The organism is Muriicola sp. E247, from assembly GCF_041358175.1.
Lineage (GTDB): Bacteria > Bacteroidota > Bacteroidia > Flavobacteriales > Flavobacteriaceae > Muriicola.
Genome location: NZ_JBGKBE010000002.1, coordinates 114,737 through 139,207, shown reverse-complemented (window position 1 = coordinate 139,207; position 24,471 = coordinate 114,737). Strand labels below are relative to the sequence as shown.

The 24,471-nt window shown below is 43.2% G+C and carries 22 protein-coding genes; 13 read left to right on the top strand and 9 right to left on the bottom strand.

The features are described 5' to 3' along the window. Window positions 1–57 precede the first annotated feature (57 nt). Both ACA086_RS04190 and ACA086_RS04185 read right to left on the bottom strand, forming a co-directional pair. Window positions 58–1,098: a PLP-dependent cysteine synthase family protein gene (locus ACA086_RS04190; RefSeq protein ID WP_371002094.1), complete on the bottom strand. Its 1,041-nt coding sequence runs from the start codon at window positions 1,096–1,098 to the stop codon at window positions 58–60. A gap of 67 nt (window positions 1,099–1,165) precedes the next feature. After that, on the bottom strand, window positions 1,166–3,301 hold the full coding sequence (locus ACA086_RS04185; RefSeq protein ID WP_371002093.1) for a S9 family peptidase: 2,136 nt from the start codon (window positions 3,299–3,301) through the stop codon (window positions 1,166–1,168). A 64-nt stretch (window positions 3,302–3,365) separates the two neighbouring features. Between ACA086_RS04185 and ACA086_RS04180 the strand changes: the two genes are divergently transcribed. Both ACA086_RS04180 and ACA086_RS04175 read left to right on the top strand, forming a co-directional pair. After that, window positions 3,366–3,692, top strand: coding sequence for a YbaB/EbfC family nucleoid-associated protein (locus tag ACA086_RS04180; protein ID WP_371002092.1), 327 nt, complete (start codon window positions 3,366–3,368; stop codon window positions 3,690–3,692). Window positions 3,693–3,733: 41 nt separating this feature from the next. After that, window positions 3,734–4,057 carry a YegP family protein gene (locus tag ACA086_RS04175; protein ID WP_371002091.1) on the top strand — a complete coding sequence of 108 codons (324 nt, stop codon included), beginning with the start codon at window positions 3,734–3,736 and terminating at the stop codon, window positions 4,055–4,057. On the opposite strand, the gene ACA086_RS04170 is transcribed toward ACA086_RS04175, so the two are convergent. Further along, window positions 4,043–5,074 (bottom strand): low specificity L-threonine aldolase, encoded by a 1,032-nt coding sequence (locus ACA086_RS04170; protein WP_371002090.1) that lies wholly within the window; start codon window positions 5,072–5,074, stop codon window positions 4,043–4,045. The two genes, ACA086_RS04175 and ACA086_RS04170, sit on opposite strands and share 15 nt — an antisense overlap. Window positions 5,075–5,089: 15 nt before the next feature. Then, entirely contained in the window at window positions 5,090–7,483 is a 2,394-nt protein-coding gene (locus ACA086_RS04165; protein WP_371002089.1) for a zinc-dependent metalloprotease, read from the bottom strand. A 195-nt stretch (window positions 7,484–7,678) separates the two neighbouring features. Here ACA086_RS04165 and ACA086_RS04160 point away from each other — a divergent pair, with 195 nt between their 5' ends. The 7 genes from ACA086_RS04160 (at window position 7,679) to ACA086_RS04130 (ending at window position 15,585) form a co-directional block, all read left to right on the top strand. Beyond that, on the top strand, window positions 7,679–9,142 hold the full coding sequence (locus tag ACA086_RS04160) for a circularly permuted type 2 ATP-grasp protein (RefSeq protein ID WP_371002088.1): 1,464 nt from the start codon (window positions 7,679–7,681) through the stop codon (window positions 9,140–9,142). A 4-nt stretch (window positions 9,143–9,146) separates the two neighbouring features. Further along, window positions 9,147–10,094 (top strand): alpha-E domain-containing protein, encoded by a 948-nt coding sequence (locus ACA086_RS04155; protein ID WP_371002087.1) that lies wholly within the window; start codon window positions 9,147–9,149, stop codon window positions 10,092–10,094. A 31-nt stretch (window positions 10,095–10,125) separates the two neighbouring features. Further along, entirely contained in the window at window positions 10,126–10,986 is an 861-nt protein-coding gene (locus ACA086_RS04150) for a transglutaminase family protein (RefSeq protein WP_371002086.1), read from the top strand. Window positions 10,987–11,049: 63 nt separating this feature from the next. Then, a protein-coding gene (gene prfB / locus ACA086_RS04145) for a peptide chain release factor 2 (RefSeq protein WP_371002085.1) occupies window positions 11,050–12,148 on the top strand; the annotation gives its coding sequence in 2 pieces (ribosomal slippage) (window positions 11,050–11,112 and window positions 11,114–12,148; 1,098 coding nt in all). Between the two features lie 4 nt (window positions 12,149–12,152). Continuing rightward, complete coding sequence (gene arsC, locus ACA086_RS04140) at window positions 12,153–12,500, top strand: arsenate reductase (glutaredoxin) (protein ID WP_371002084.1); 348 nt, start codon at window positions 12,153–12,155, stop codon at window positions 12,498–12,500. Between the two features lie 128 nt (window positions 12,501–12,628). Then, on the top strand, window positions 12,629–13,075 hold the full coding sequence (locus ACA086_RS04135; RefSeq protein WP_371002083.1) for a hypothetical protein: 447 nt from the start codon (window positions 12,629–12,631) through the stop codon (window positions 13,073–13,075). Then, a complete protein-coding gene (locus ACA086_RS04130; RefSeq protein ID WP_371002082.1) occupies window positions 13,075–15,585 on the top strand; it encodes a TonB-dependent receptor domain-containing protein in 2,511 nt (836 codons plus the stop codon). The genes ACA086_RS04135 and ACA086_RS04130 overlap by 1 nt, the downstream gene beginning before the upstream one ends. Before the next feature lie 52 nt (window positions 15,586–15,637). On the opposite strand, the gene ACA086_RS04125 is transcribed toward ACA086_RS04130, so the two are convergent. Next, window positions 15,638–15,811, bottom strand: a complete 174-nt coding sequence (locus tag ACA086_RS04125; RefSeq protein ID WP_165200566.1) for a hypothetical protein — start codon at window positions 15,809–15,811, stop codon at window positions 15,638–15,640. Window positions 15,812–15,943: 132 nt separating this feature from the next. On the opposite strand from ACA086_RS04125, the gene fumC reads away from it, so the two are divergent. Next, the gene (fumC, locus tag ACA086_RS04120) at window positions 15,944–17,347 is read left to right on the top strand and encodes a class II fumarate hydratase (protein ID WP_371002081.1); all 1,404 of its coding nucleotides are present in this window, start codon (window positions 15,944–15,946) and stop codon (window positions 17,345–17,347) included. 57 nt (window positions 17,348–17,404) lie between these two features. On the opposite strand, the gene ACA086_RS04115 is transcribed toward fumC, so the two are convergent. After that, window positions 17,405–18,292: a hypothetical protein gene (locus ACA086_RS04115; protein WP_371002080.1), complete on the bottom strand. Its 888-nt coding sequence runs from the start codon at window positions 18,290–18,292 to the stop codon at window positions 17,405–17,407. Between the two features lie 155 nt (window positions 18,293–18,447). On the opposite strand from ACA086_RS04115, the gene ACA086_RS04110 reads away from it, so the two are divergent. Continuing rightward, window positions 18,448–18,909: a GNAT family N-acetyltransferase gene (locus tag ACA086_RS04110; protein ID WP_371002079.1), complete on the top strand. Its 462-nt coding sequence runs from the start codon at window positions 18,448–18,450 to the stop codon at window positions 18,907–18,909. Window positions 18,910–18,969: 60 nt separating this feature from the next. Further along, on the top strand, window positions 18,970–19,773 hold the full coding sequence (locus ACA086_RS04105; protein ID WP_371002078.1) for an MBL fold metallo-hydrolase: 804 nt from the start codon (window positions 18,970–18,972) through the stop codon (window positions 19,771–19,773). Window positions 19,774–19,782: 9 nt separating this feature from the next. On the opposite strand, the gene ettA is transcribed toward ACA086_RS04105, so the two are convergent. The 3 genes from ettA to ACA086_RS04090 form a co-directional block, all read right to left on the bottom strand. Then, window positions 19,783–21,474, bottom strand: coding sequence for an energy-dependent translational throttle protein EttA (gene ettA, locus ACA086_RS04100; RefSeq protein WP_371002077.1), 1,692 nt, complete (start codon window positions 21,472–21,474; stop codon window positions 19,783–19,785). Window positions 21,475–21,524: 50 nt separating this feature from the next. Next, complete coding sequence (locus tag ACA086_RS04095; protein ID WP_369749520.1) at window positions 21,525–21,707, bottom strand: CAL67264 family membrane protein; 183 nt, start codon at window positions 21,705–21,707, stop codon at window positions 21,525–21,527. Between the two features lie 64 nt (window positions 21,708–21,771). After that, window positions 21,772–22,776 (bottom strand): Gfo/Idh/MocA family protein, encoded by a 1,005-nt coding sequence (locus tag ACA086_RS04090; protein WP_371002076.1) that lies wholly within the window; start codon window positions 22,774–22,776, stop codon window positions 21,772–21,774. A gap of 56 nt (window positions 22,777–22,832) precedes the next feature. On the opposite strand from ACA086_RS04090, the gene ACA086_RS04085 reads away from it, so the two are divergent. Further along, entirely contained in the window at window positions 22,833–24,461 is a 1,629-nt protein-coding gene (locus tag ACA086_RS04085) for an acyl-CoA carboxylase subunit beta (RefSeq protein ID WP_371002075.1), read from the top strand. Window positions 24,462–24,471 lie beyond the last annotated feature (10 nt).

The window sequence follows — 24,471 nt, the reverse complement described above, 5'->3', positions numbered from 1 at the left end:
CATAAAAAAAGGCAGCGAGTTTACACCCACTGCCACTTATCTTGTGAATACAGTTCTTTATTTTACAATCTCAGCCTTTTTCTCCTGGCTCGTTTGAACCTCTGAAAGGAATCCCTGGGCTTCCATCCACTTATCACTGTACACTTTACTCATATATCTGGAGCCGTGATCAGGGAAAATAACAACCACTTTACTGTCTTTGCTAAATTCTCCAAGTTCATTCAATTGCTTCACTGCCTGGATTACAGCACCTGAGGTATAGCCTGCGAAAATCCCTTCGGTCCTGGCAATCTCCCTCGCAGTATGTGCACTTTCTTTATCTGTTACCTTTATAAAGCTGTCTATGATGTTAAAATCTGTGGCATCCGGAATCAGGTTTTTACCCAATCCTTCAATCCGGTACGGATAAATCTCATTCTTATCCATTTTTCCGGTTTCGTGATACTTCTTCAGAACCGAGCCGTAAGCATCTACACCTATCACCTTTATTTCGGGATTCATCTCCTTTAAAAATCGCGCTGTACCAGAAATCGTACCCCCGGTCCCACTGCAGGCAATAAAGTGTGTGATCTGTCCCTTTGTCTGCTCCCAGATCTCCGGGCCAGTAGTCCTGTAATGAGCTTCAATATTTAATTCATTAAAATATTGATTGATATAAATAGAATTTTCGGTCTCCTGATGAAGTCGTTTGGCCACCTCGTAGTAAGAACGCGGATCGTCGGCGCTTACATGTGCCGGACATACGTAAACTTCTGCCCCCATAGTACGGAGCATATCTATTTTGTCCTGAGACGATTTAGAACTGACCGCTAGTATACACTTGTATCCTTTTACGATACTCACCATGGCCAGGCTAAAGCCTGTATTACCAGATGTAGTTTCGATTATGGTACTTCCTTTCTTCAGTATCCCCTTGCGTTCTGCCTCTTCGATTATAAAAGCAGCAATTCTGTCTTTTGCGGAATGTCCTGGATTAAAAGCTTCCATCTTGGCATAGAACTCCCCATCCATAGCACTGGTGATCTGATTTAGTTTAATCAGAGGAGTATTACCAATAAGATCGAGGATTGAATTATGGGCGTTAATCGTTTGTTCCATAAAGTTGTTTTGTTGAAACACCCTTTGTTAACGGTATTTCAGGGCCAAAATTACTACTTTTTTTTAATTATTGGTCTTTTCCCTCCAAATCGAGCAGAAATGCAAACTCCTTGGCCGTTTCCTTCAGGGCTTCAAAACGGCCTGAAGCTCCCCCATGTCCCGCATCCATATTTGTATCGAGATAGAGTTTGTTCTGATCTGTTTTGTACTCCCTTAGTTTGGCAACCCATTTAGCCGGCTCCCAATACTGCACCTGAGAATCATGGAGTCCGGTAGTAACGTATAAATTAGGATAAGCCTGTTTCTGCACATTGTCATAAGGTGAATATGACAACATATAGTTGTAATACTTTTTTTCGTTGGGGTTTCCCCATTCGTCGTATTCCCCTGTGGTCAAAGGGATCGAATCATCCAGCATGGTAGTAACCACATCCACAAAAGGAACTGCCGCAATTACACCCTGATACAGTTCCGGGGCCATATTTACCACCGCACCCATCAGCAAGCCTCCCGCTGAACCTCCCAGGGCATAGAGATGCTCAGGACTGGTAAATTTTTCCTCGATGAGAAATTTAGAGCAGTCGACAAAATCGGTAAACGTATTTTTTTTCCTAAGTAGTTTTCCATCTTCGTACCAGGGTCTTCCCAGGTACTCTCCTCCTCTTACATGCGAAATGGCGTAAATAAACCCCCGGTCTAAAAGACTGAGACGGGTAGTTGAAAAGGATGGATCTATTGTAGCACCGTATGACCCGTAGGCGTACTGCAGTAGTGGAGAAGTACCGTCTAAAGGGGTGTCTTTATGATACACCAATGAAATGGGTACCCTGACACCGTCCCGAGCCGTGGCCCAGATTCGTTGTGAATGGTAATTCTCAGCCTGGAACTTCCCTCCAAGGACTTCCTGTTGCTTCAGTATGACTTCCTCCCTGGACTCCATATTAAAATCAATGATGGCGTAAGGAGAGGTCATCGAATTGTAGATATACCTCAGGTATTTTGTATCATAATCAAGGTTGACATAAGGATAGGCCACGTAGGTCTCATTGTTAAAAGGGAGATAATACGTATCACTTCCGTCCCATCGGCTGACTTTAATTTTGTTCAGGCCATTATCCCTTTCTGATACCACGAGATAATCCTTAAAAATTTCAATATCCTCCAACAATACTTCCTCCCGGTGAGGTAAATATTCCTCCCAGTTTTCTGAAGAAGTAGCCTTTTCGGAGGTCTTCATCAATTTAAAATTTGTAGCCCCGTCCTTGTTAGTGAGAATGTAGAAATCCGACCCAAAATGATAGATCGCATATTCCAGCCCCCTTGTCCTGGGGGAGAAAACCTTAAAAGTTCCATTAGGATCGTCTGCCGCCAGGATTCGGTATTCTGAGGTGAGCGTACTGTTAGATCCAATGATAATATAATCCTGTGATTTGGATTTATAGACATAGGTGTTATAAGTCTCATCCGTTTCGTGATAAACCAGTTCGTCTTCTTCCGAGGAAGTTCCCAGAACATGTTTGTAAATCTTGTCTGAACGCAGGGTTACAGGATCTTTTTTAGTGTAAAATAAGGTTTTGTTGTCTTTGGCCCAGACCGAACCCCCGGTAGTGTTTTCAATTTTATCGGGATATATTTCCCCTGTGACGAGGTTTTTAATCTTTATGTAGTATTGTCGCCTCGAAACCGTATCCCTGCCAAATGCTGCCATGGTGTTATCCGGACTCACCGAGATGCCGGTTAAACGAAAAAATTCGTGCCCTTCAGCCAGTTCATTTCCGTCAAACATCACTTCTTCGTCAGCTTCCAGCTTCTCTTTCTTTCGGGAATAAATCGGGTATTCCTTCCCGGTTTCAAAACGAGTAATATACCAATAGCCATTACGCTTATACGGGACCGAGCTGTCATCTTCCTTAATTCTCGATCTCATTTCGTGGAAAAGACTATCCTGCAAGGGTTGGGTATGGGCTGTTTTCGCCTTGTAATACTCGTTCTCCTTCTCGAGGAATGCAATGACTTCCGGATCTTCCCGATCATTCATCCAATAGTAGTTGTCCACCCTGACATCTCCGTGGATTTCGAGATTCTTAGGGTCTTTTTTAGCGACTGGAGGGCTTACATCTACCATCTCGTTGTTTTGGTTTTGGCAAGAAACTGCAAAAATAATACTTAATGGGAGAATGAAGTGTTTTTTCGATAGAAGCATCTGGTATGGTTTAAAATCCGGGCAAATTAGTAAATTTGAGAATCTAATACTAAATTAAAATTATATGTTCGGAGATATGATGGGCATGATGGGAAAACTCAAAGAGACCCGTGCCAAAGTGGAAGCAACTAAAAAACGACTGGATACTGTTTCTCTTGATGAGAAATCGGCCGATGGCTCAGTTTCTGTAACTATTACGGCTAACCGCGAAATCAAGAGTATCGAAATAGAAGATGCATTGCTTAAAGACAAAGAACAACTGGAAGACTATCTTGTCATTACGTTAAATAAAGCCATTTCCAGGGCCACCGAAGTGCAGGAAGCAGAATTGGCTGCTGTGGCAAAGGAGGGCATGCCTAATATTCCGGGGATGGATTCCCTCTTTAAATAACAAAAGCGATTACGGCTTTATTGCAATTAGCAATATTCAAGATGATAGAAGTAAAAAAGGACAAAAATGATCTATATAGCTTTGTAGTCACTGCAAAGGGAGGCAATTCTATATTGCAGAGCGTTCCTTTCCCTACAAAAAAGGAACTCTCCGCCACTCTGAAACAACTCCCTCCCCTGGTTTCCAAACCTTCTGTCTTTGAAAGAAAGACCAGTCACAATGGGAAATTTCATTTTACACTAAAAGATCAACGTGGAAGTATTATTGGAACCAGCAAGGACTACTCCTCGGAGGCCGGTATGGAAAACGGCATTACGAATTTCCGAAACAGGATCTCCGGGTTAGATCAATCACAACTCCCCTAAGGAGGCCAGGATCTGCAGGGTGTGATCGTGCATTTCTGCTGTGTAATCCATATGAGTAACCATCCGCAATTTACCCTGTCCCATACCAATAATCTGAATACCCTTTTTTTCTAATTCTTCCAGGAATCTTTCTGTAGAGCACTTGGCTTCATCAAGTTCAAAGATGATGATGTTGGTCTCAATGGGTTCTACCTGCTTTACAATGGGTGATTTCTGTAGTTGGGTTCCAAGTTCCTGAGCCCTTAAATGGTCTTCTTTTAGTCGGTCAACATGATGGTCTAGGGCATAGATACCGGCAGCCGCAAGATATCCCGCCTGACGCATCCCGCCACCCAATACTTTCCGGATTCTCAAGGCTTTGTCCATATATTCTTTTTTCCCTACCAGCACAGAACCAACCGGACAACCAAGACCTTTGCTCAGGCATATACTGATGGTGTCGAACAGCCTGCCATAAGCCCTTGGGTCCTCATTTTTCGCCACCAGTGCATTCCAGAGTCGGGCACCATCAAGGTGATAACCCAGCTCGTGCTTGTCACAAACTTTCCGTATCGCTTTTAATTCTTCGAAATCCCAGCAAGCACCCCCACCTTTGTTGGTTGTGTTTTCAATACAGACCAGGGAGGTGAGCGGACTGTGATAGAAATCGGGAGGATTGATGGCAGCCTGCACCTGTTCTGCCTTCATCATACCCCGGTGTCCGTCTACAAGTTTACAGGACACCCCGCTGTTAAAGCTCACCCCGCCGCCTTCGTAGTTATAGACATGGGCATATTTATCGCAGATAAGCTGATCTCCGGGATTGGTATGAATTTTTATTGCCGTTTGATTGGCCATAGTGCCGCTGGGAAAAAACAGGGCGGAATCCATGCCGAATAATTTCGCTACTTTCTCTTCCAATGCGTTAACCGACGGATCGGCCTTAAAAACATCATCCCCTACCTCTGCCGACATCATGGCATCTAGCATCGCAGCAGTCGGTTTTGTTACGGTATCACTTATTAGATTGATCTGCATATAAACTCAGAATAATTATTGTGAACAGGCCATGCCTATAGGTGAACCATCCGGGATTTCAGGAGAAGAAATTACCTTAAAATCGTCTCTGTTCTCATTAAAAAATGTTATTCGTCTCACCATTTCCCTGGCGTCGGGATCAGAAGAGCTTCTCAGACGCATTTGTAGCTCAGTCAAACTGGCATTAGCCAGCGCATTAACCTGGGGATGAACATCTTCATGTGCCGCCAGATTCATTAAATGCATTAAGACGCGATAATTTATCGATTTTTGTACGGTATTTAGATAGCCATCTTTATGTGTTTTATTAATCGTTTCATCAATTACTGACTGAAATAATTCATCCAGTCCCAATTGTGAGGATTCAAGACCTTTTTGCTGAATAAGGCGTGAAGCCCTTTCAGGGTGAAAGAGAAGGCTGAGGCTCATGTCTGCAGCAGTTTCAGCAGCAGACAAAGCATCAAAGGAAACTCCGGTTTTACCGTTAATAGATTCTCTGGTTCTCGCATGTCCTATTGCTCTGGGGGGAAATAAAGTCAGTTTTTCCTCAGGGATGGCAATCACAGATGCATCCAATGTCTTTAAGGCGCTTTTTAAGGCTTCCTTTTGCTCTTTGGATGACAGGGATTCGACGACTACCTGCCCATCTCCTTTTACCGCGTAATTGTAATTTAATCCGCCTATACTTTTTACCGCGGCTTCAATTTGATACCTGTGCAGGAAATACAGCGGAACAAATACGTCCTCCAGAACAGAATTTGGCTCTCCCGAACGTATATTGTCAATTGAGAAATTATCAATGGCGACTTCGCGCAGTTCAAGCAACCTGTTTAATTCCTCACTGGCACTCCCTCCGTTATCCCAGAGATGACCCAGGATATGTGCACTTCCCAATGGTCGGGCGTCACGATCAGATATATACCTTAGACCCTGCTGATGTGATTCCTGAAGAATTGCAGCCAGGGCTTCCCTTTCATTGGTATTCTCCGGGAAGTCTGAATAAGAGTAAGCAACCGTTACTTTATCCCACTCCCCTATTCCTGTGTCATAGGCTTCAGAGAAATCTATCATCCCATTTTTCAGGCTGATATACGGATGTGGATAATCCATTACAGATGCGCGGTTGTTGGTACTGGCAGCAAAATTATGTGCAAAGCCCAGGGTGTGCCCAATTTCATGAGCCGATAACTGCCTGATTCTGGCCAAAGCCATATTTAGCATGGCCTCATCGTTATCATCCCTCTCTGCAAAAGGTTTGTCCATAAGGGCCTGAGCGATCAGGAAATCCTGTCTGATCCGAAGGCTACCGAGACTAACATGGCCTTTGATGATTTCTCCCGTTCTGGGGTCTGTAATACTACTGCCATAGCTCCAACCTCTGGTAGAGCGATGTACCCATTGGATTACATTGTAACGCACATCCAGCGGATCGGCATCATCGGGCAACATTTTGAGTTGAAAAGCATCCTTGTAACCGATAGCTTCAAAAGCCTGGTTCCACCAGCGTCCTCCCTCCAGCAGGGCAGAGCGAACGGGTTCGGGAGTACCATTGTCAAGATAATAAACAATTGGTTCCACAGCCTCGCTCAACGCTGCACTGGGATCTTTCTTCTCCAGGCGATGGCGTGTGACATATCTTTTGATCAGGGATTCCTCTACAGGAGTAGCATAATCATAGTATGAAAAGGGATAGGAACCAGACCGTGGGTCAAATTCCCGCATGTCAAATCCCGTATCGGGAAGGGCGATGAAAGAATGATGTTGGGATACGGTTACCAATTCGGGATTTGGAGTCACCGAACGTATATAATTTCCGGCAGGCGTACCTTTAAAGGTAAGCATCAGATCGAATTCTACATTATTGGGAAAAGCCCTGGTTCTTTCCAGGTCAAAGGCACTTTTCGACTTGTCGAGGCTGTAATTACCCTGCTTGGATCGTTTTAAACGCTCACTAACCCCATGAGCATCCTGCATAAGGAAATCTGTCAGGTCGATAAAATAAGTGCCGTCTTTTTCTTCTTCAATTTTAAAGCCGAATAAGATGGATTTCGCAAAGGCCTGTTCAACAGATTTCTTTTCCAACTCATTCTCTGTCAAGGCTCTGAATCTGAGATTGGGTTGTATTAACAATAACTTATTGCCTGCTTTTTTAAAATATACAACTTGCTCATTTCCAAGCTGTCCACGATCCAAACCTATGTCATTACTTCCAATTCCACTACTTAGTGAGTACACATAAAGAAACTCTTTCTCAAGATCCTTTACTTCCATGTATACCTTATCGCTTGAGGGATCATGGTAGAAGGGAAAAAAGCCTTCGTATTTCTTAAAATCCTTTAGTTTTTCCGTGATCTGCCCAAGGGTAGTGAACATACTTAAAAAGACAAATAGGTAGAGTGTTTTTTTCATCTCGCTGGTTTAGAGCCTAAATTTATACAAATTCGGAAGATTCTAGGGAGCACTGTAATAAAATGATAGAAAATACCCATAAGGCTGCTATTTCCAATTGATAATTTGCTAAATAAATGCATGGATAATTACGGAATTAGAGTTTCTATTTCATTGAATTTAGGCTATCTTCCATAACTAACCAAAGTAATTGATATGGCGATCCTGGAAAGCACTATTTTCTCTTCTTACGAGCGAGATCACGCCCTGTTTGATGAACTCTATGACAGCAATGGCAAGGTCAAAGATATTTACCAGAAGCTTTTCGCCCTCTATGGAGCGCATAGTATTGATGATTATATGCGGTTAAATGAAAAGGCAAAGTCGTCCTTTTTTAATCAGGGTATAACCTTCCAGGTATATGACGACAAAGAGATGCAGGAAAAGATTTTTCCATTTGATCTGTTTCCAAGAATCATAGATGCTAAAGAATGGGAGCTTATTGAAAAAGGTGCTATTCAGCGCAGCAGGGCCCTGAATTTATTTCTGCACGACATCTATCACGACAAGAAAATTCTCAAACAGGGAATTGTTCCGCTTGAGCTAGTCAGTTCGTCTGAAAACTACTTACATCAGATGATGGGTGTGGATCCTCCCGGAGGTATTTACAACCACATTTCCGGTACCGATATTATTAAGCACAATGATGGGAAGTACTATGTCCTTGAAGACAATATAAGGTGTCCCTCTGGTGTCAGTTATGTGATTTGCAACCGTACCGCACTAAAACGGGCGCTATTCGGGGTTTTTAATCACTACGAAACCCATACCGTAACCAATTATGCGGAAAACCTTTTGGATCTGCTCGAAACAGTGAAGCCGAAAGGTGTGGATAGTCCCAACACCGTCGTGATCACCCCGGGTATGTACAATTCGGCATTCTACGAACACTCCTACCTGGCTAAGACCATGGGCGTTGAACTGGTTGAAGGACGCGACCTGTTCGTGGAGAACGACTTTGTCTATATGCGAACCATCAAAGGACCCGTAAAAGTTGATATTATCTACCGGCGAATAGATGATCAGTTTCTTGATCCCCTGGAATTCAGGGCTGATTCTTCTCTGGGTGTTCCCGGACTCTTCTCAGCTTATAAAAAGGGGAATGTTACCCTGGCAAACGCACCGGGCACCGGAGTAGCCGACGACAAAGCCGTGTATACCTATATGCCGGATATCATAAAATACTATCTCGATGAGACCCCTATTCTGAATAATGTTCATACCTACCACTGCAGTCGGCCAGATGAACTAAAATACGTACTGGAACACATTCATGAACTGGTCATTAAACCTGTAGATGAAGCAGGAGGTTACGGTATCTCCATTGGAAACCGCCTTAGCAAGGATGAGATTGAGAAGGTCAAGAAACAGATCCAGGAAAGTCCGCGCAAATACGTAGCCCAACCCATTATGTCGCTTTCCGTTCATCCTACCTATATAGACGAAACAAATTCCTTTGAACAGCGGCACGTAGACCTGAGAACCTTTACCATATTGGGAAAAGACAAGGACTTTGTCCTAAAAGGTGGCTTAACACGGGTGGCATTAAAAAGGGGCAATCTGGTCGTAAATTCGTCTCAGGGCGGTGGTTCTAAAGACACCTGGGTATTAAAACCATAACTGTATGTTAGCAAGAGTAGCCAATAATCTTTTTTGGATGGGACGTTATATAGAGCGATCTGAGCATATCGCTCGGTATATGCACGTCAATTACTTCTCTTCCCTGGATGCTCCCAATGAGCTCTCCAGATCGAGGCAGTTTGTACTGAATTCGATGCTGAGAATGATAGGGGATCCCGAAGCTCCGAAAGGGACGGACCTCATTGAGGAAGATGTGCTTTTCAAGCTCGCCCTGGATCCAGACCATCCCTACTCTATTATCAGCAATGTGAAGTATACAAGGGAAAATGCGAATAGTGCCAGGGACCTGATTTCAACTGACCTCTATGAATCCATCAATAAGTTTTATCACTTTGTCTTAAAATATCCCGTAGATCACTTCCTTAAAAAAGGGATGTACGACTTCTGCATTAATATCATTGAAATGTCGTCTATCCTGAGAGGGAAAATCCGGAGCACACTTCTCCACGATGAAGTATATGCCATTATCCTGATGGGTGTTAATCTGGAGCGGGCCAACCAACTGATCCGAATTATCAATTCAAAATATAGGGACGCATCCATTTCAAAAGGAGGCTATGGTGACACTTTCAAAAACAGTTTTGAATGGATCACGCTTTTGAAAAGCGCGGAATCCTATGATATGATGCGCAGGTTTTATAAAAAGACACCTACCAGCGCAACAACCCTCGAGTTTCTGATCCTGAATCCCAATTGCCCCAGATCCCTGATGAACAGCCTAAATCAGATTTACAGGCATATCAGGGTACTCGATAATTCATTTCGTTATAACAAAAATTCGACGGCCTTTCTGGTAGGAAGAGTGAGATCGGAATATCAGTACAAGTATATTGAAGAAATTGAAGGAAATATCGAACAATTTATTGACGGAATGTTAAAGAATTTAGCCGATATTGGCACCAAAATGGAGAGTGAGTTTTTTCACTATTGATCCCTGCTTACCTTATAATCTATAAGCAATAATGTCTCTCGAATACAAGATTGTCTATTGCGCTGAAAACCAGTATGAATTTCCTGTGAAAGAAGCGAGGTGGCAGTTCCTTATTTGTCCGCACCAGGACGAATACCAGGAATTGCACTCATTTTCATTCGCCAATTCTATGAATTTTCCATATGAAATTTCTACAAATGCCTATGGCTTTAAAACCCTTCGGATCCTTGCGAGGACAAAATTTGATAGCATAGAATTTAAGGCGCACTTTACCCTCAACAAAAAAACATTAAATCCATTTAATTTTGAATTAGCGACCGATCCTTTTGAAGAACTCAATCGTTACCACGATCTTTATTTCAGGGTAGACCACGAGCCCTTTCTACGTAAAACGCCACTGACCACCCTTTTGGACCAGCACAGCAATTTTTTTGAATACAATAAGAAAGAAAACGTCTTTGAGAATTTACAGCAGCTGAACCGATGGGTGTACGAAAAAATATTCTATACGCCCGGGGTTACGCAAGTAAATACTACATTGGATTACATTGTAGAGAATCGTCACGGGGTGTGTCAGGATTTTGCACATTTGTTCTCTGCTATTGCCAGGCAGTATGGTATTCCCTGCCGATATGTATCGGGATATCTCCACCAGGGGAATGGATATTTCGGAGACTCCCAGATGCATGCATGGACTGAGGCCTATCTTATAGACGTGGGTTGGGTTGGATTTGATCCCACAAACAATATCCTGGCGAGTGACAATCACATTAAGGTTGCCCATGGAAAGGACTATGCTGATTGTGCCCCAATCAAAGGTATTATTCTTTCAAAAGGTGAAAATACCACTTCACATAGTGTTCAGGTACACGGGCAGCAACAACAACAATAATTTTAATTTTAAATATTCCCTACTCTTTAAAAACGTGGTACTTTTACACGAAATTTATTCAGAATGGTAACTACGGATCATCAGAAAGATCTTATTGAGCGCCTTGGTGCGTTAAGGAGGTATCTTTGACATCGATGCCAAATTGATCGAAATTGAGAATGAAGAGGAGAAAACCTTAGCACCAGATTTTTGGGATAACCCACAGGAAGCACAGGTAAAAATGCGCCAGCTTCAGGCTAAGAAAAAATGGGTGGAAGAATACAACACGGCACTGGCGCTTGCCAATGACCTTGAAGTACTACTCGAATTCCAGAAAGAAGGGGAAGTTGCCCCTGCTGAAGTTGAAACCCAACATTCAAAGGCTCTTGATGCCGTAGAAAAGCTCGAATTTAAGAACATGCTCTCCGAAGAAGGGGATGAAATGACCGCCGTACTTCAGATCACTGCCGGAGCAGGTGGCACTGAGAGCTGTGACTGGGCCTCCATGCTTATGCGAATGTACCTGATGTGGAGTGAGAAAAACGGTTATAAAGTTAAAGAACTCAATTACCAGGAAGGTGATGTAGCGGGCATCAAAACCGTAACACTCGAAATTGAAGGGGATTACGCCTTTGGATGGTTGAAGGGAGAAAACGGCGTTCACCGTTTAGTTAGAATTTCACCCTTCGACAGCAATGCCAAAAGGCATACTTCTTTTGCTTCGGTTTACGTCTACCCGCTGGTTGACGATAGTATTGAGATCGAAGTGAATCCTGCAGACATAGAGATCACTACAGCCCGATCAAGCGGAGCGGGTGGACAAAATGTCAATAAGGTTGAAACCAAGGTGCAATTGGTGCACAAACCGACAGGAATACAAATTTCCTGTTCAGATTCAAGATCGCAGCACGATAATCGGGCGACAGCCCTAAAGATGTTAAAGTCGCAGCTCTATGAAATTGAATTGAGGAAAAAGCAGGAAGCCCGGGATGAAATCGAATCGTCCAAAATGAAGATCGAATGGGGTTCTCAGATCAGAAATTATGTTATGCACCCGTACAAATTAGTTAAAGATGTTCGTACAGGCGAAGAAACAGGAAATGTAGACGCCGTTATGGATGGGGATCTCGACATGTTCCTCAAAGCCTATCTTATGATGATGGGGCAGAATCACGAAAGTTAGTAATATGATTAAAATTTACCACAATCCCAGATGCCGTAAATCGCGTGAAGGCCTTGCCATCGTTGAAAAAAGTGGGAAACCTTTTGAAATTATTAAATACCTGGAAGCTAATCTCACCAGATCCGAACTAGAGCAAATTCTGAAAACCCTGGATATCAATGCTTCAGACTTGGTAAGAAAACAGGAAGCGATCTGGAAATCCGATTTTAAAGGAAAAGATCTCAGCGAGGAAATGATCGTAGATGCTTTGCTGGCACACCCCAAACTTATAGAACGACCTGTAGTTATTTACAAGGGAAAAGGTGTGATTGGAAGACCTGCTGAGAATATATCAGAATTACTGGCTGAATAATCCGTTTTCCCAATTTTCCTAAAACTTCTCTTAAATTTTTCTCAATTGTTAAAGTCTACTTTGCCTTTTAACAAACATTTAACCGCGCACTCATTTACTTCCGTATACATTTGAATGTGAATACTGAAATGAGAGCGAACCAACACCATATTCTTCTAATTCTATTTTTCTTTGCAGCTACGTTTTATGCTGAAGCGCAGTATGGAGCCATGGGCCGCAGGCGAATAGCCCCTCAAACCCAGGATAAGCCCGAACCTGCTGAACCCATGACCGCCGAAGGGCTTGTAGAAGCTGAGATGCCCAAACTCCTGGAAGTGATTGATTTCTCAGAATTTGAACAGGCCATCTTAAAATCGATCCTTACAAAATACGTTCAACAACGAATAGAAATTCAAATCCTTAAGCTGGAGCCCGAAAAAACGCGGGAAGCGTATGAACAGATCAATTTAAAACAGGATGAGGAACTCAAGGCAAGTTTACCTGCTGACAAATTTGAAGCGCTGAAGGAATACCGTGAAAACGGAGGCAAAAAATCCAAATCGAAAAAAAGAAAAAAGAAAAAAAGTAAGTCTTAATGAAAAAATTCATCCTTCTGCCATTGTTCCTAATGGCTTTTTTAATGTCCTTCTCCCAAAGACCTTCCGGTCAGCGCCCGTCTCCAATAACCATTTCGGGTACTGTTTATGACAAGGATACAAATCAGCCCCTCGAATACGCCACCCTGGTTTTACAAAGTGTCAGGAGGCCCGATATGGTGACGGGGGGAATCTCTGATCTTGACGGTAAATTTTCTGTACAGACTATGCCGGGTCAGTACAACGTAAGAGTGGAGTATCTTTCTTATAAGACTTTCGAGTTAAAGGCTCAAACCTTCAGGAGTTCAACTGACCTGGGGGCTATTCAGCTTGAAGTAGATGCTGAGATGCTGGAAGATGTAGTAGTTGTTGGCGAACGAACTACGGTAGAATTACGCTTAGATAAAAAAGTCTACAATGTAGGTCAGGATCTTACCGTACGAGGTGGGTCTGTCACCGATGTTCTGGATAATGTCCCTTCTGTGACTGTTGATGTTGAAGGAAATATTAGCCTTAGAGGAAATGAAAGTGTACGTATCCTAATCAATGGGAAACCCTCTGCCCTGTCTGGATTGAGTCCGCAAGCTCTTCAGCAGCTCCCTGCAGAGTCTATTGAAAGGGTTGAAGTAATTACTAATCCCTCTGCTCGCTATGATGCAGAAGGAACAGCGGGAATACTCAATATCATCTTAAGACAAAGTAAAACAGCCGGGGTAAACGGATCAGTAAATGTGTTTGCAGGTTATCCGGATAACTACGGAACAGCCGTGAGTCTGAACCTGAGACGGGAAAAATTCAACATTTTTACCACCACCACATACCGTTATCGGGATGCACCCGGGAATGCGCTATTCGAACAGGAAAATTTCGATGAAAATGGGAATACGGTCAGTTTTCAGGATGAAATCAGGCAATATCAACGCCAGGATAACAGTTTTAACACCAATATCGGTTTTGAGTACTTTTTCAGTGAAACCAGCAGTATTACCAATTCCCTGGTCATCCGGAAATCTGATGGGGAGAATACCGTGGATATCAACTTTTTTAATTTTGATGAAGTAAGAAATCCTACAATACGAAGAAATCGGTCTACTGTAGAAGCGGAAGAGGATGACAATGTTCAGTATTCAGTTAACTACAAGAAGACTTTTGACAAGGAAGGCCATGAATTTACCATGGATTATCAGTATTCGAGAGGAGATGAAATAGAGAATTCCATCATAGATGAAATAGTTCTCGGAGAATCTGTTGCCTTGCCCACGGAACAAACCATCAATGATGAATCACAAATAAATCAATTGGTGCAATTCGACTATGTACTTCCGTTTGGAAAGGATAACATGTCTCAATTTGAGATGGGGTACCGTGGTACCTTTAACAACTTTAATACCGATTTCGACTTTGGAATACTGGAAGACGGGGTGCTCGACAGGGATCCCGATTTCAGTAACGAACTAAATTACAAGGAATACGTCAATGCAGCGTATATGCAGCTGGGTACCAAGGTTAAGAAATTCAGTGTTTTGGGCGGACTGAGAATGGAAGCATCCGATATTGGTATTGAGCTGGTCGATACCCAGGAAGTTACCGATAAGGATTATGTGAACTGGTTTCCTTCCCTGTTTCTGGGATATGAGTTTTCAGAGACCGAGCAACTAACTATTAGCTATAGCCGCAGATTGCGCCGGCCCCGTTCAAGATTTATCAATCCATTTCCCTCCAGATCGAGTAACACCAACTTGTTTCAGGGAAATCCGGATCTGGATCCCACTTTCACAAATGCCTTCGATCTCGGGTATTTAAAACGATGGGATAAGATTACGTTTACCACATCGGGGTATTTCAACCGATCTACAGGAGTTTTCCAGTTTATCACTCAGGAAACAGGAGATTTTGTGGAAATTGAAAATCCTGACGACCCCAACAACCCGGTACTGGTACCTGTTCAGGCTCGAACACCTATCAACCTTGCGACGGATAGCCGATACGGTATGGAGTTCACCACCACCTATACTCCTAAACGCGATTGGAGGCTTACCTGGAACCTCAATCTATTCCAGCAGCAACTAAGAGGGGATTATACGTATACGAATTTCCTGAATGAGGAAATTACCCAAAACTTTGACGCTGATAATTTTACCTGGTTTACCCGTTTTAGTGCTAAAATCCCTCTGCCGGGCGACATTGATTTTCAATCAAATATTTTCTATCGCGGACCGCGAAAGGATGCGCAGAATGAAAATAAGGGAATACTGAGTACCAACCTGGCCTTTAGTAAGGACGTAATTAAGGATAAAGCCACCTTGTCACTCAATGTAAGTGACGTGTTTAATTCCAGAAAAAGGAGAACGGAAACAATCACAAATACGGTAGCTACTTACAGCGAATTCCAGTGGAGAGAAAGACAGATTACACTTTCCTTCCTCTACCGCTTTAATCAACCACAGAATCAAAGAAACCGTAACGGAAGAGGCGGACAGGATGATGATTTTGAATTTGAAGGAACCTGATCAGGTCTAGAATAGAAGATAAAACAAAAAAGAAGCCAAATGGCTTCTTTTTTTATGAGTTGCGCTTGGCTCTCCTCGCCTCGCGTTTTTCTTTAAATATTTCCATCAGATTTCCTCCTAACCAATAAGGTACTACAAAAAGCAAGAGGAACATCATCAGCCAGAAGCCAATTGTCACAATGGTTAAAAATGCCAGAAATCCAAGGTATTGATCAAATTCGAACATAAAAGTTACTTTATAAAGCAAAGATACTTGGAAATTCCTAAAAATTGCAAATCCGAAAGCAGAAAATTATCAGCATGTAAAATGGATTTTCTGCTCCAAGCCTTACCTTTGTTGATATAAAAATTTGATACGATGAAATTCAGGATTGAAAAAGATACCATGGGGGAAGTGAAAGTCCCGGCCGATAAATATTGGGGGGCCCAAACCGAAAGGTCCCGGAACAATTTTAAAATAGGACCGCCAGCCTCTATGCCCTTGGATATCGTATACGGCTTTGCCTACCTGAAGAAAGCAGCAGCCTATGCCAATTGTGAATTAGGTGTCCTGGAAGCTGAAAAACGCGACCTGATCGCCAGAGTATGCGATGAAATCCTTGAAGGAAAACTCGACGATCAGTTTCCCCTGGTCATCTGGCAAACCGGTTCGGGTACCCAGAGCAATATGAATGTCAATGAAGTAATTGCCAACAGGGCACATGAATTAGCCGGTCAGAAAATCGGGGAAGGTAAAAAAACCATACAACCCAACGATGATGTAAATAAGTCGCAATCTTCAAATGATACATTCCCAACCGGGATGCACATTGCCGCCTATGATAAAATTTACAAAGTTACCATCCCAGGGGTCACCCAGTTGCGAGATACGCTTCAAAAAAAGGTGGAAGAGTTTGAAGACATCGTAAAAATCGGGAGAACCCACCTAATGGATGCTACTCCCCTGACCTTAGGGCAGGAATTTTCAGGATACGTATCCCAACTAGACCATGGCTTAAAGGCTTTACATAATACCCTTGATCATTTAAGTGAACTCGCTCTTGGGGGAACTGCCGTGGGTACCGGACTGAATACCCCCGAGGGGTATGACGTCCTGGTTGCTAAATACATTGCTGAGTTTACAGGACTTCCTTTTAAAACGGCTGTGAATAAATTTGAGGCTCTGGCGGCCCATGATGCTCTTGTTGAGACACACGGGGCGTTAAAACAACTGGCCGTTTCCCTTAACAAGATCGCCAATGACATTCGTATGATGGCATCAGGTCCCAGATCGGGAATCGGAGAGATCATTATTCCGGCCAATGAACCGGGAAGCTCTATCATGCCCGGGAAAGTAAATCCTACTCAGTGTGAAGCCCTCACCATGGTATGTGCACAGGTCATGGGTAACGATGTGGCGGTTTCGGTCGGAGGCGCTCAGGGGCATTACGAATTAAATGTATTCAAACCCGTTATGGCCGCCAATGTGCTACAATCTGCTGAATTACTGGGCGATGCCTGTGTCAGTTTCGATATTCACTGTGCTGCCGGTATTGAGCCCAATCATAAAGTCATTAAAGAATTGCTAAATAACTCTTTGATGCTGGTTACTGCCCTCAATACAAAAATCGGCTATTACAAAGCTGCTGAAATAGCGAATACCGCTCATGCGAATGGCACTACACTCAGGGAAGAGGCCATCAATCTTGGATATGTTACCGCTGAAGAATACGATCAATGGGTAAAACCGGAGGACATGACCGGCTCATTAAAAAAGAAGTAAGTCAATAAAAAAGGGCCTTCAAATGAAGGCCCTTAATTTTATTAGAAGGATAATCTCTTACTTCAGAGTGAACTTAGAAGTTCCAAGAAGCTTCAGGTTATCGTCATAAACATTTACCATGTAGTTTCCTGATTGGAAATCACCACCTGGCTTGTTGATAAAGTCACAAACATCCAGATCCTGGTTTTCGTAGTAAAAATCAGTGGCTTTTGTATAAGTAACAGAAGCGCCTTCATCAGTAGACTTTGTGCTTCCACCTCCAAGTACATTTCCTTGTGGATCAAGTACTTCGATAAGGAACTGTCTGTCTCCGGCTTGCGCAATAACATTATCGGCAATTGTGAAACAAACTTTAAGCTTATCGGTACGGCTGGCCCTAGGTGTAGAAACCAATCTCCCGCTGCTTCTTTCCTTAACAGCATCAACATTGAACTGAGAAAGATTTAAAGCTGATCCCCTTTCAACAGCCTCAGCCAACTGAGTGTTCTGAACAACTAAAGAATCGTTGAATACAGCTTGTTTTTCCAATTCCACGAAAGTGCTGTCGCGTTGCATCGCTAAAAGCGAGTTAGAACGGGTAAGAGAATCAACCTGTATCAACAGTTCCTCTCTTTCTTTTCTAAGAACGGCAACCTGATTTCTGTACCTTCTCAATGAAGAAATATCAGCCTTCATTGTTTGAACAGAGTCGATGTACTTTGCAATCCTGTCTCTTGCTGCAACCAATTCTTCGTTAGTGGCATTGCTTTCAAGGATAGCCTTGTCATACTCAGATTGCAGGCTTCTTAGGTCTTCAACAACCAGTTCCTTTTCCTGAGAAAGTTCGGTTTCTCTTTTCTTTTTGTCCTGGTAAAGACTCACAGTGTAAATGATGGTACCTAAAAGTACAACACCTAATAAACCGGCAATTACCTTTAATCCATTATTGCTTTTTGTTTCAGTCATAGTGTAAAAAGTTTAATACGCTTTTCTTTTGTAACGTGTTTACATGCTATATACGGGGAAAGTCGGTTTTTAGATTTTTTACTTTAAAATATATTGTAATTTCTACCCACCAATAAAGGTGTAGATCAATCTTTACAAGAATTAAGACCTTGTCTGTGACTCTTCAAATTATTCCTTATCGACCTGAACTTGCAGCTGAATTCAGAGATATGAATCTCGCGTGGCTTAACCACTACTTCTATGAAGAACCCAAGGACAGGGAATTGTTAAATAATGCCGAAGAAGAAATCATTGATCGGGGCGGTGCGATCTTCTTTGCTCAATACGGCAATAGCATTGCAGGATGCTTTTCACTTATCCCATATAATAATGAAAGCTTTGAACTCGGTAAAATGGCCGTAAAAGAGAAATTTCAGGGAAAGAAAATAGGTCATGATCTTCTGGCCTTTTCTATACAATATACCAGGGAGCAGGGTAAAGAAAACCTGGTTCTATATTCAAACACTAAATTAACACCTGCCATCCATTTATATAAGAAATTCGGGTTTAAAACAATCGAAATGGAAAATCCACCCCCATATGCCCGTAGCAATATTAAAATGTTATTAAAGGTATAAGGTATCTCCCTGAAGCTGATTATCTTTAATTTTATCGATGAACTTTATTAAAAAAAAGAAATGAAAACATCTTTTAAGTTATTTGCCGGGTTGTTGCTGATTTTTGTTTCCTGTAAAGAAGTCAAAAAAACCGATGGTTTGGAGGCAGGACAAACCGCCTCCCAACAAAGCGCGCAAAATCCCACTGAGGGAGATAAGCTAGTAATCACCCCGGTGGAACACGCCACTGCGGTTATTCAGTGGGGAGACGTCACCATGTACATTGATCCTGTTGGAGGCTCCGAAGCTTTTGCAAAGCACCCCAAACCAAACCTCATCCTGATCACAGACATCCACGGGGACCATTTTAATGCGGAAACCCTGGAAGGCTTAGACACATCCGAGGCAAAAATAATAGTGCCGCAGGCCGTTGCAGACAAGATGCCCGCTCAATTTGCCCCACAACTGGATATATTGAACAACGGGGATACCAAAGAACGATTTAACATATTAGTTGAAGCCATTCCCATGTACAACCTTAGAGAAGAGGCAAAGAATTTCCACGTAAAGGGAAGAGGCAATGGCTATGTACTTAATATGGGCGGGCAACGACTTTACTTCTCGGGCGATACAGAAGATATTCCGGAAATGCGCGCCTTAGAAAATATAGATAAGGCTTTTATCTGTATGAATCTCCCCTATACGATGACGGTAGATCGTGCTGCGGATGCCGTTCTGGAATTTAAACCCAGGCAGGTGTATCCCTATCATTATCGCGGCCGACCTGATGTAAGTGACGTCAATCAGTTTGCGAGTCTGGTTAATAGTGGGGACTCTAATATAGAAGTGGTACAGTTAGATTGGTACCCCACTGAGCCTTACTAAGCTATTCGCTTAACGTATTAATTTTTTATACTTGAGGCGCTTGGGGGTAAGATCAGCTCCCAGGCGTTTTTTCTTGTTTTCTTCATATTCAGAAAAGGATCCCTCAAAGAAATAAACCTGAGAATCCCCTTCAAATGCCAGTATATGCGTACAAACCCTGTCGAGGAACCAACGGTCGTGGGAAATTATAACTGCACAACCTGCAAAGTTCTCAAGACCTTCTTCAAGAGCCCTCAGAGTGTTCACATCGAGGTCGTTGGTAGGTTCATCCAGTAAAAGAACATTCCCTTCTTCCTTCAGGGTCATGGCGAGGTGTAATCTGTTGCGCTCCCCTCCGGAAAGCATATTCACTTTTTTGTTTTGCTCGCTTCCTGAGAAGTTAAACCGACTCAGGTAAGCCCTGGAATTTACCTGTCGGCCTCCCATTAGAATGAGTTCCTGTCCGTCGCTGAAATTTTCCCAGATCGTCTTATTGGAATCTATATTGGAATGACTTTGGTCTACATAGGCCAGTTTGGCCGTCTCCCCCACTATAAATTCTCCTTTATCGGGCGCAATCTCTCCCATGATCATTTTAAAAATGGTGGTCTTTCCTGCTCCGTTGGGCCCTATAATACCTACAATCCCCGCCTGTGGAAGTTTAAAATTAAGATCGTCGTAAAGTAACTTATCGTCATAGGCCTTACTAACGCCAATGGCCTCTATGACGTTGGTACCCAATCTGGGACCGTTGGGGATGTAGATTTCTAGCTTCTCATCAAGTTGTTTTTGATCCTGACTCAATAATTTATCGTAATTCTTTAAACGGGCCTTTTGTTTGGTCTGGCGGCCTTTCGCCCCCTGCCTTACCCATTCCAGCTCACGCTCCAGAGTCTTTTGCCGTTTGGAAGCCTGCTTGGATTCCTGAGCCAGACGCTTCGATTTCTGATCGAGCCAGCTGCTGTAATTTCCTTTCCACGGAATCCCTTCTCCCCTATCCAGTTCGAGAATCCAGCCGGCTACGTTATCAAGAAAGTACCGGTCGTGGGTAACAGCAATGACAGTACCCTTATAGGTGGCAAGGTGATGCTCTAACCAGTGGACCGATTCAGCATCGAGGTGGTTGGTAGGTTCATCCAATAGGAGTACGTCTGGTTCTTGCAGCAGGAGTCGGCATAAGGCAACGCGTCTCCTTTCACCCCCGGACAATACTTCTATTTTCTTCTCCGGATCAGGTGTCCTGAGGGCGTCCATGGCAATCTCGAGTTTGGTGTCGAGCTCCCAGGCGTTTGCCGCATCGATCTGGTCTTGCAGGGCGGCCTGTTTATCCATGAGCTTTTGCATTTTATCAGCGTCCTCATACACTTCAGGCAAACCAAACATATCGTTGATCTTATTGTATTCATCGAGGATGGCTACCGTCTCTGCCACTCCTTCCTTCACCACATCAAGGACCGTTTTGGAATCGTCTAAAACAGGTTCCTGTTCCAGATAACCCACTTTGTAACCCGGGGAAAAGACAACATCACCCTGGTAATTCTTATCCTCTCCTGCTATGATCTTCAGCAAAGTAGATTTTCCGGAACCGTTTAAACCCAGGATTCCTATTTTGGCCCCGTAGAAAAAACTGAGGTATATATTTTTAAGTACAGGGGTATTCGCATTCTTGTAGGTTTTAGAAACCCCCGACATGGAGAAAATGACCTTTTTATCGTCTGACATTTATAGTAAAGTTACTTTAAGAAAATCGAGTGAAAAGCAGCCTTGAGTTTCTAAACCCTTCCTTTTAGGGCGTTAAAAACCCATGCTATAGCAAAAAAACCGATCCCAACGGAAGCGAAACCCCAGCCGGCAACGTCGTCGTAGCGAAAGGCTCCCAAACCTATTAGCCCTAAGCCCACTAAGATCATAATAAAGGTAGCCCAGGCGAGGACAGTATTCTTGTTCATTCCCATATAAGTTAGTTTAGTAAAATCAAATATCGTAAAATCATGTGAAATTAACCCCTGGTGAAAGATTTTATCCTTCAAAAGGAAAACGGATCCCAGCGATTTCTCTGATTTTATCCAGAAGGGTAATCAAATCCATGCTATGAGAATGTGACCAGAACGGACTTTCTATTTTGTTTTCTGCAAGGCAGCGTTGGACTTCTTCTATTTCATAAGTGTACCCTTTGCCGACAGTTGGGTAATGAAATTCCTCCCTTTGTCCTTCCACATCCAAAGTAAACCGTTCTGCTTCATGCCATCTCGAATGAATGATCAGGGTGCCGTCATTTCCTGATATGGTGGCGGTCATGGGACTGGTAGCAGTTAAGCCACTGAATAAATGAGCATGGGCCGACTTGTACGTAAATGTAATAGCAATCTGAACCTCAGTTCCGCTATCAAGGAATTTCGCATCGGCCTGAATATCATCGGGTATTCCAAGAATAAGGTAGGCTAGAAATACGGGATATATCCCGATATCTAAGAGGGAACCTCCTGCTAGCTTAGGGTTTAAAAGCCTTCCCTCACTGTCCCTGTCCAGAGCAAAAAAAGCAAAATCGGCATGGAGATACCCCACGGCTCCGATCTCCCCTGCTTCCACACTCTCCTTGATTTTTCGGATGCATGGGATAAAGCGGCTCCATAACGCTTCCATAAAAAAGACGTTATTCTTTTTGGAGGCTGCGATCATTGCCTCCACCTGTTTGCGATCAATTCCTGCCGGTTTCTCACACAATACGTGCTTGCCCTTCTCCATCGCCTTTAAACTCCATTCTAAATGTTCGGTATGTGGCAAGGCAATATAGACAACTTCCACTTCCTCGCAATTGAGCAATGCCATGTAGTTATCGAATGCATAGGGCACTTTAAACTCCTCTTTGAACTTCTTGGCCTTCACCATTGATCTTGAGGCAACTCCCATTAGAGCTGCATCGGGTACAAGGGCCAGGTCTTTGGCAAATTTCTGAGCGATATTCCCTAATCCTATAATTCCCCAACCCACACTATTTGGCATATTCCATGATATTTTTGTCAAAGTTAATGAATATTACTCCTTATCTTTAGGCGTTTAAAAGAAACACTTCGGCCCATATGGATATCAACTTCAATATCAACGAAGATCACAACAAATTAAAGAGTTCAGAACTTAAAAAACAGCTTGCTAAAACTGCGCTGGGCGGTGGGAAAACACGCATTGAAAAACATCATTCTCAGGGAAAGATGACTGCACGTGAACGCATCGACTATCTTTTAGACAAAGATTCAAAACGGATAGAAATAGGTGCCCTGGCAGGGAAGGACATGTATGAAGAACACGGAGGATGTCCGTCTGGCGGTGTAGTAGTAGTCATAGGATATGTACAGGGCAGGCAATGTATTGTGGTAGCCAATGATGCCACAGTAAAAGCCGGAGCCTGGTTCCCAATCACCGGAAAAAAAAATCTGAGGGCACAGGAAATAGCTATTGAAAACAAACTACCAATTATTTATCTGGTAGACAGTGCCGGGGTATACCTGCCAATGCAGGAACAAATATTTCCCGACAAGGAACATTTTGGGAGAATATTCAGGAATAATGCAGTAATGAGCAGTATGGGTATCCCCCAGATCGCAGCGGTAATGGGCAGTTGTGTTGCAGGAGGGGCTTATCTGCCAATTATGAGTGATGAAGCCCTGATTGTTGAAAAAACCGGAAGTATTTTCCTGGCAGGAAGCTATCTTGTCAAGGCCGCTATTGGAGAACAGGTAGACAACGAAACACTAGGTGGTGCCACTACCCATTGTGAGATCAGTGGGGTAACCGACTACAAGGCTAAAGATGACAAGGATGCACTTGATACGATCAAAAAGCTTCTTGATAAATTCGGCGCCTCTGATTCTGCTGGTTTTAACCGCAGTAAACCTGCTACTCCGAAAGAGAAAGAAAATGAAATATTTGGAATCCTGCCAAAGAAGAGGTCAGACCAGTACGATATGCTGGAGATCATCAAACGCCTGGTGGACAATTCCGAATTTGAACAATACAAAGAAGGTTTCGGGAAGACACTTCTTACGGGTTATGCCAGGATAGATGGCTGGGCTGTAGGCATTGTCGCAAACCAGCGAAAGGTGGTAAAGACTAAAAAAGGTGAAATGCGATTTGGGGGAGTAATCTATTCCGATTCGGCTGATAAAGCCACTCGATTTATCGCCAATTGCAATCAGAAAAAGATACCCCTGGTGTTTTTACAGGATGTCACCGGCTTTATGGTGGGGAGTAAAAGCGAACACGGAGGAATCATAAAAGACGGGGCTAAAATGGTAAATGCCGTAAGTAATTCAGTGGTACCCAAGTTTACCGTGGTTATTGGTAATAGTTATGGGGCCGGAAATTATGCCATGTGTGGCAAGGCCTATGATCCCCGCCTGATAGTTGCCTGGCCGAGTGCAGAGCTGGCAGTTATGAGCGGGAATTCAGCCGCCAAGGTTTTACTGCAAATAGAAACGGCTTCCCTGAAGAAGAAAGGGGAAAAAATCACAGCAGAAAAAGAGAAGGAGCTATACGATAAAATAAAGGAACGCTATGACAATCAGATTTCTCCCTATTACGCCGCAGCACGATTATGGACGGATGCCATCATAGATCCTCTGGAAACCCGCAAATGGATATCCATGGGGATTGAGGCAGCTAACCATGCCCCCATCGAAAAACCCTTTAATATGGGCGTTTTACAGGTGTAAGCAAGGCTTG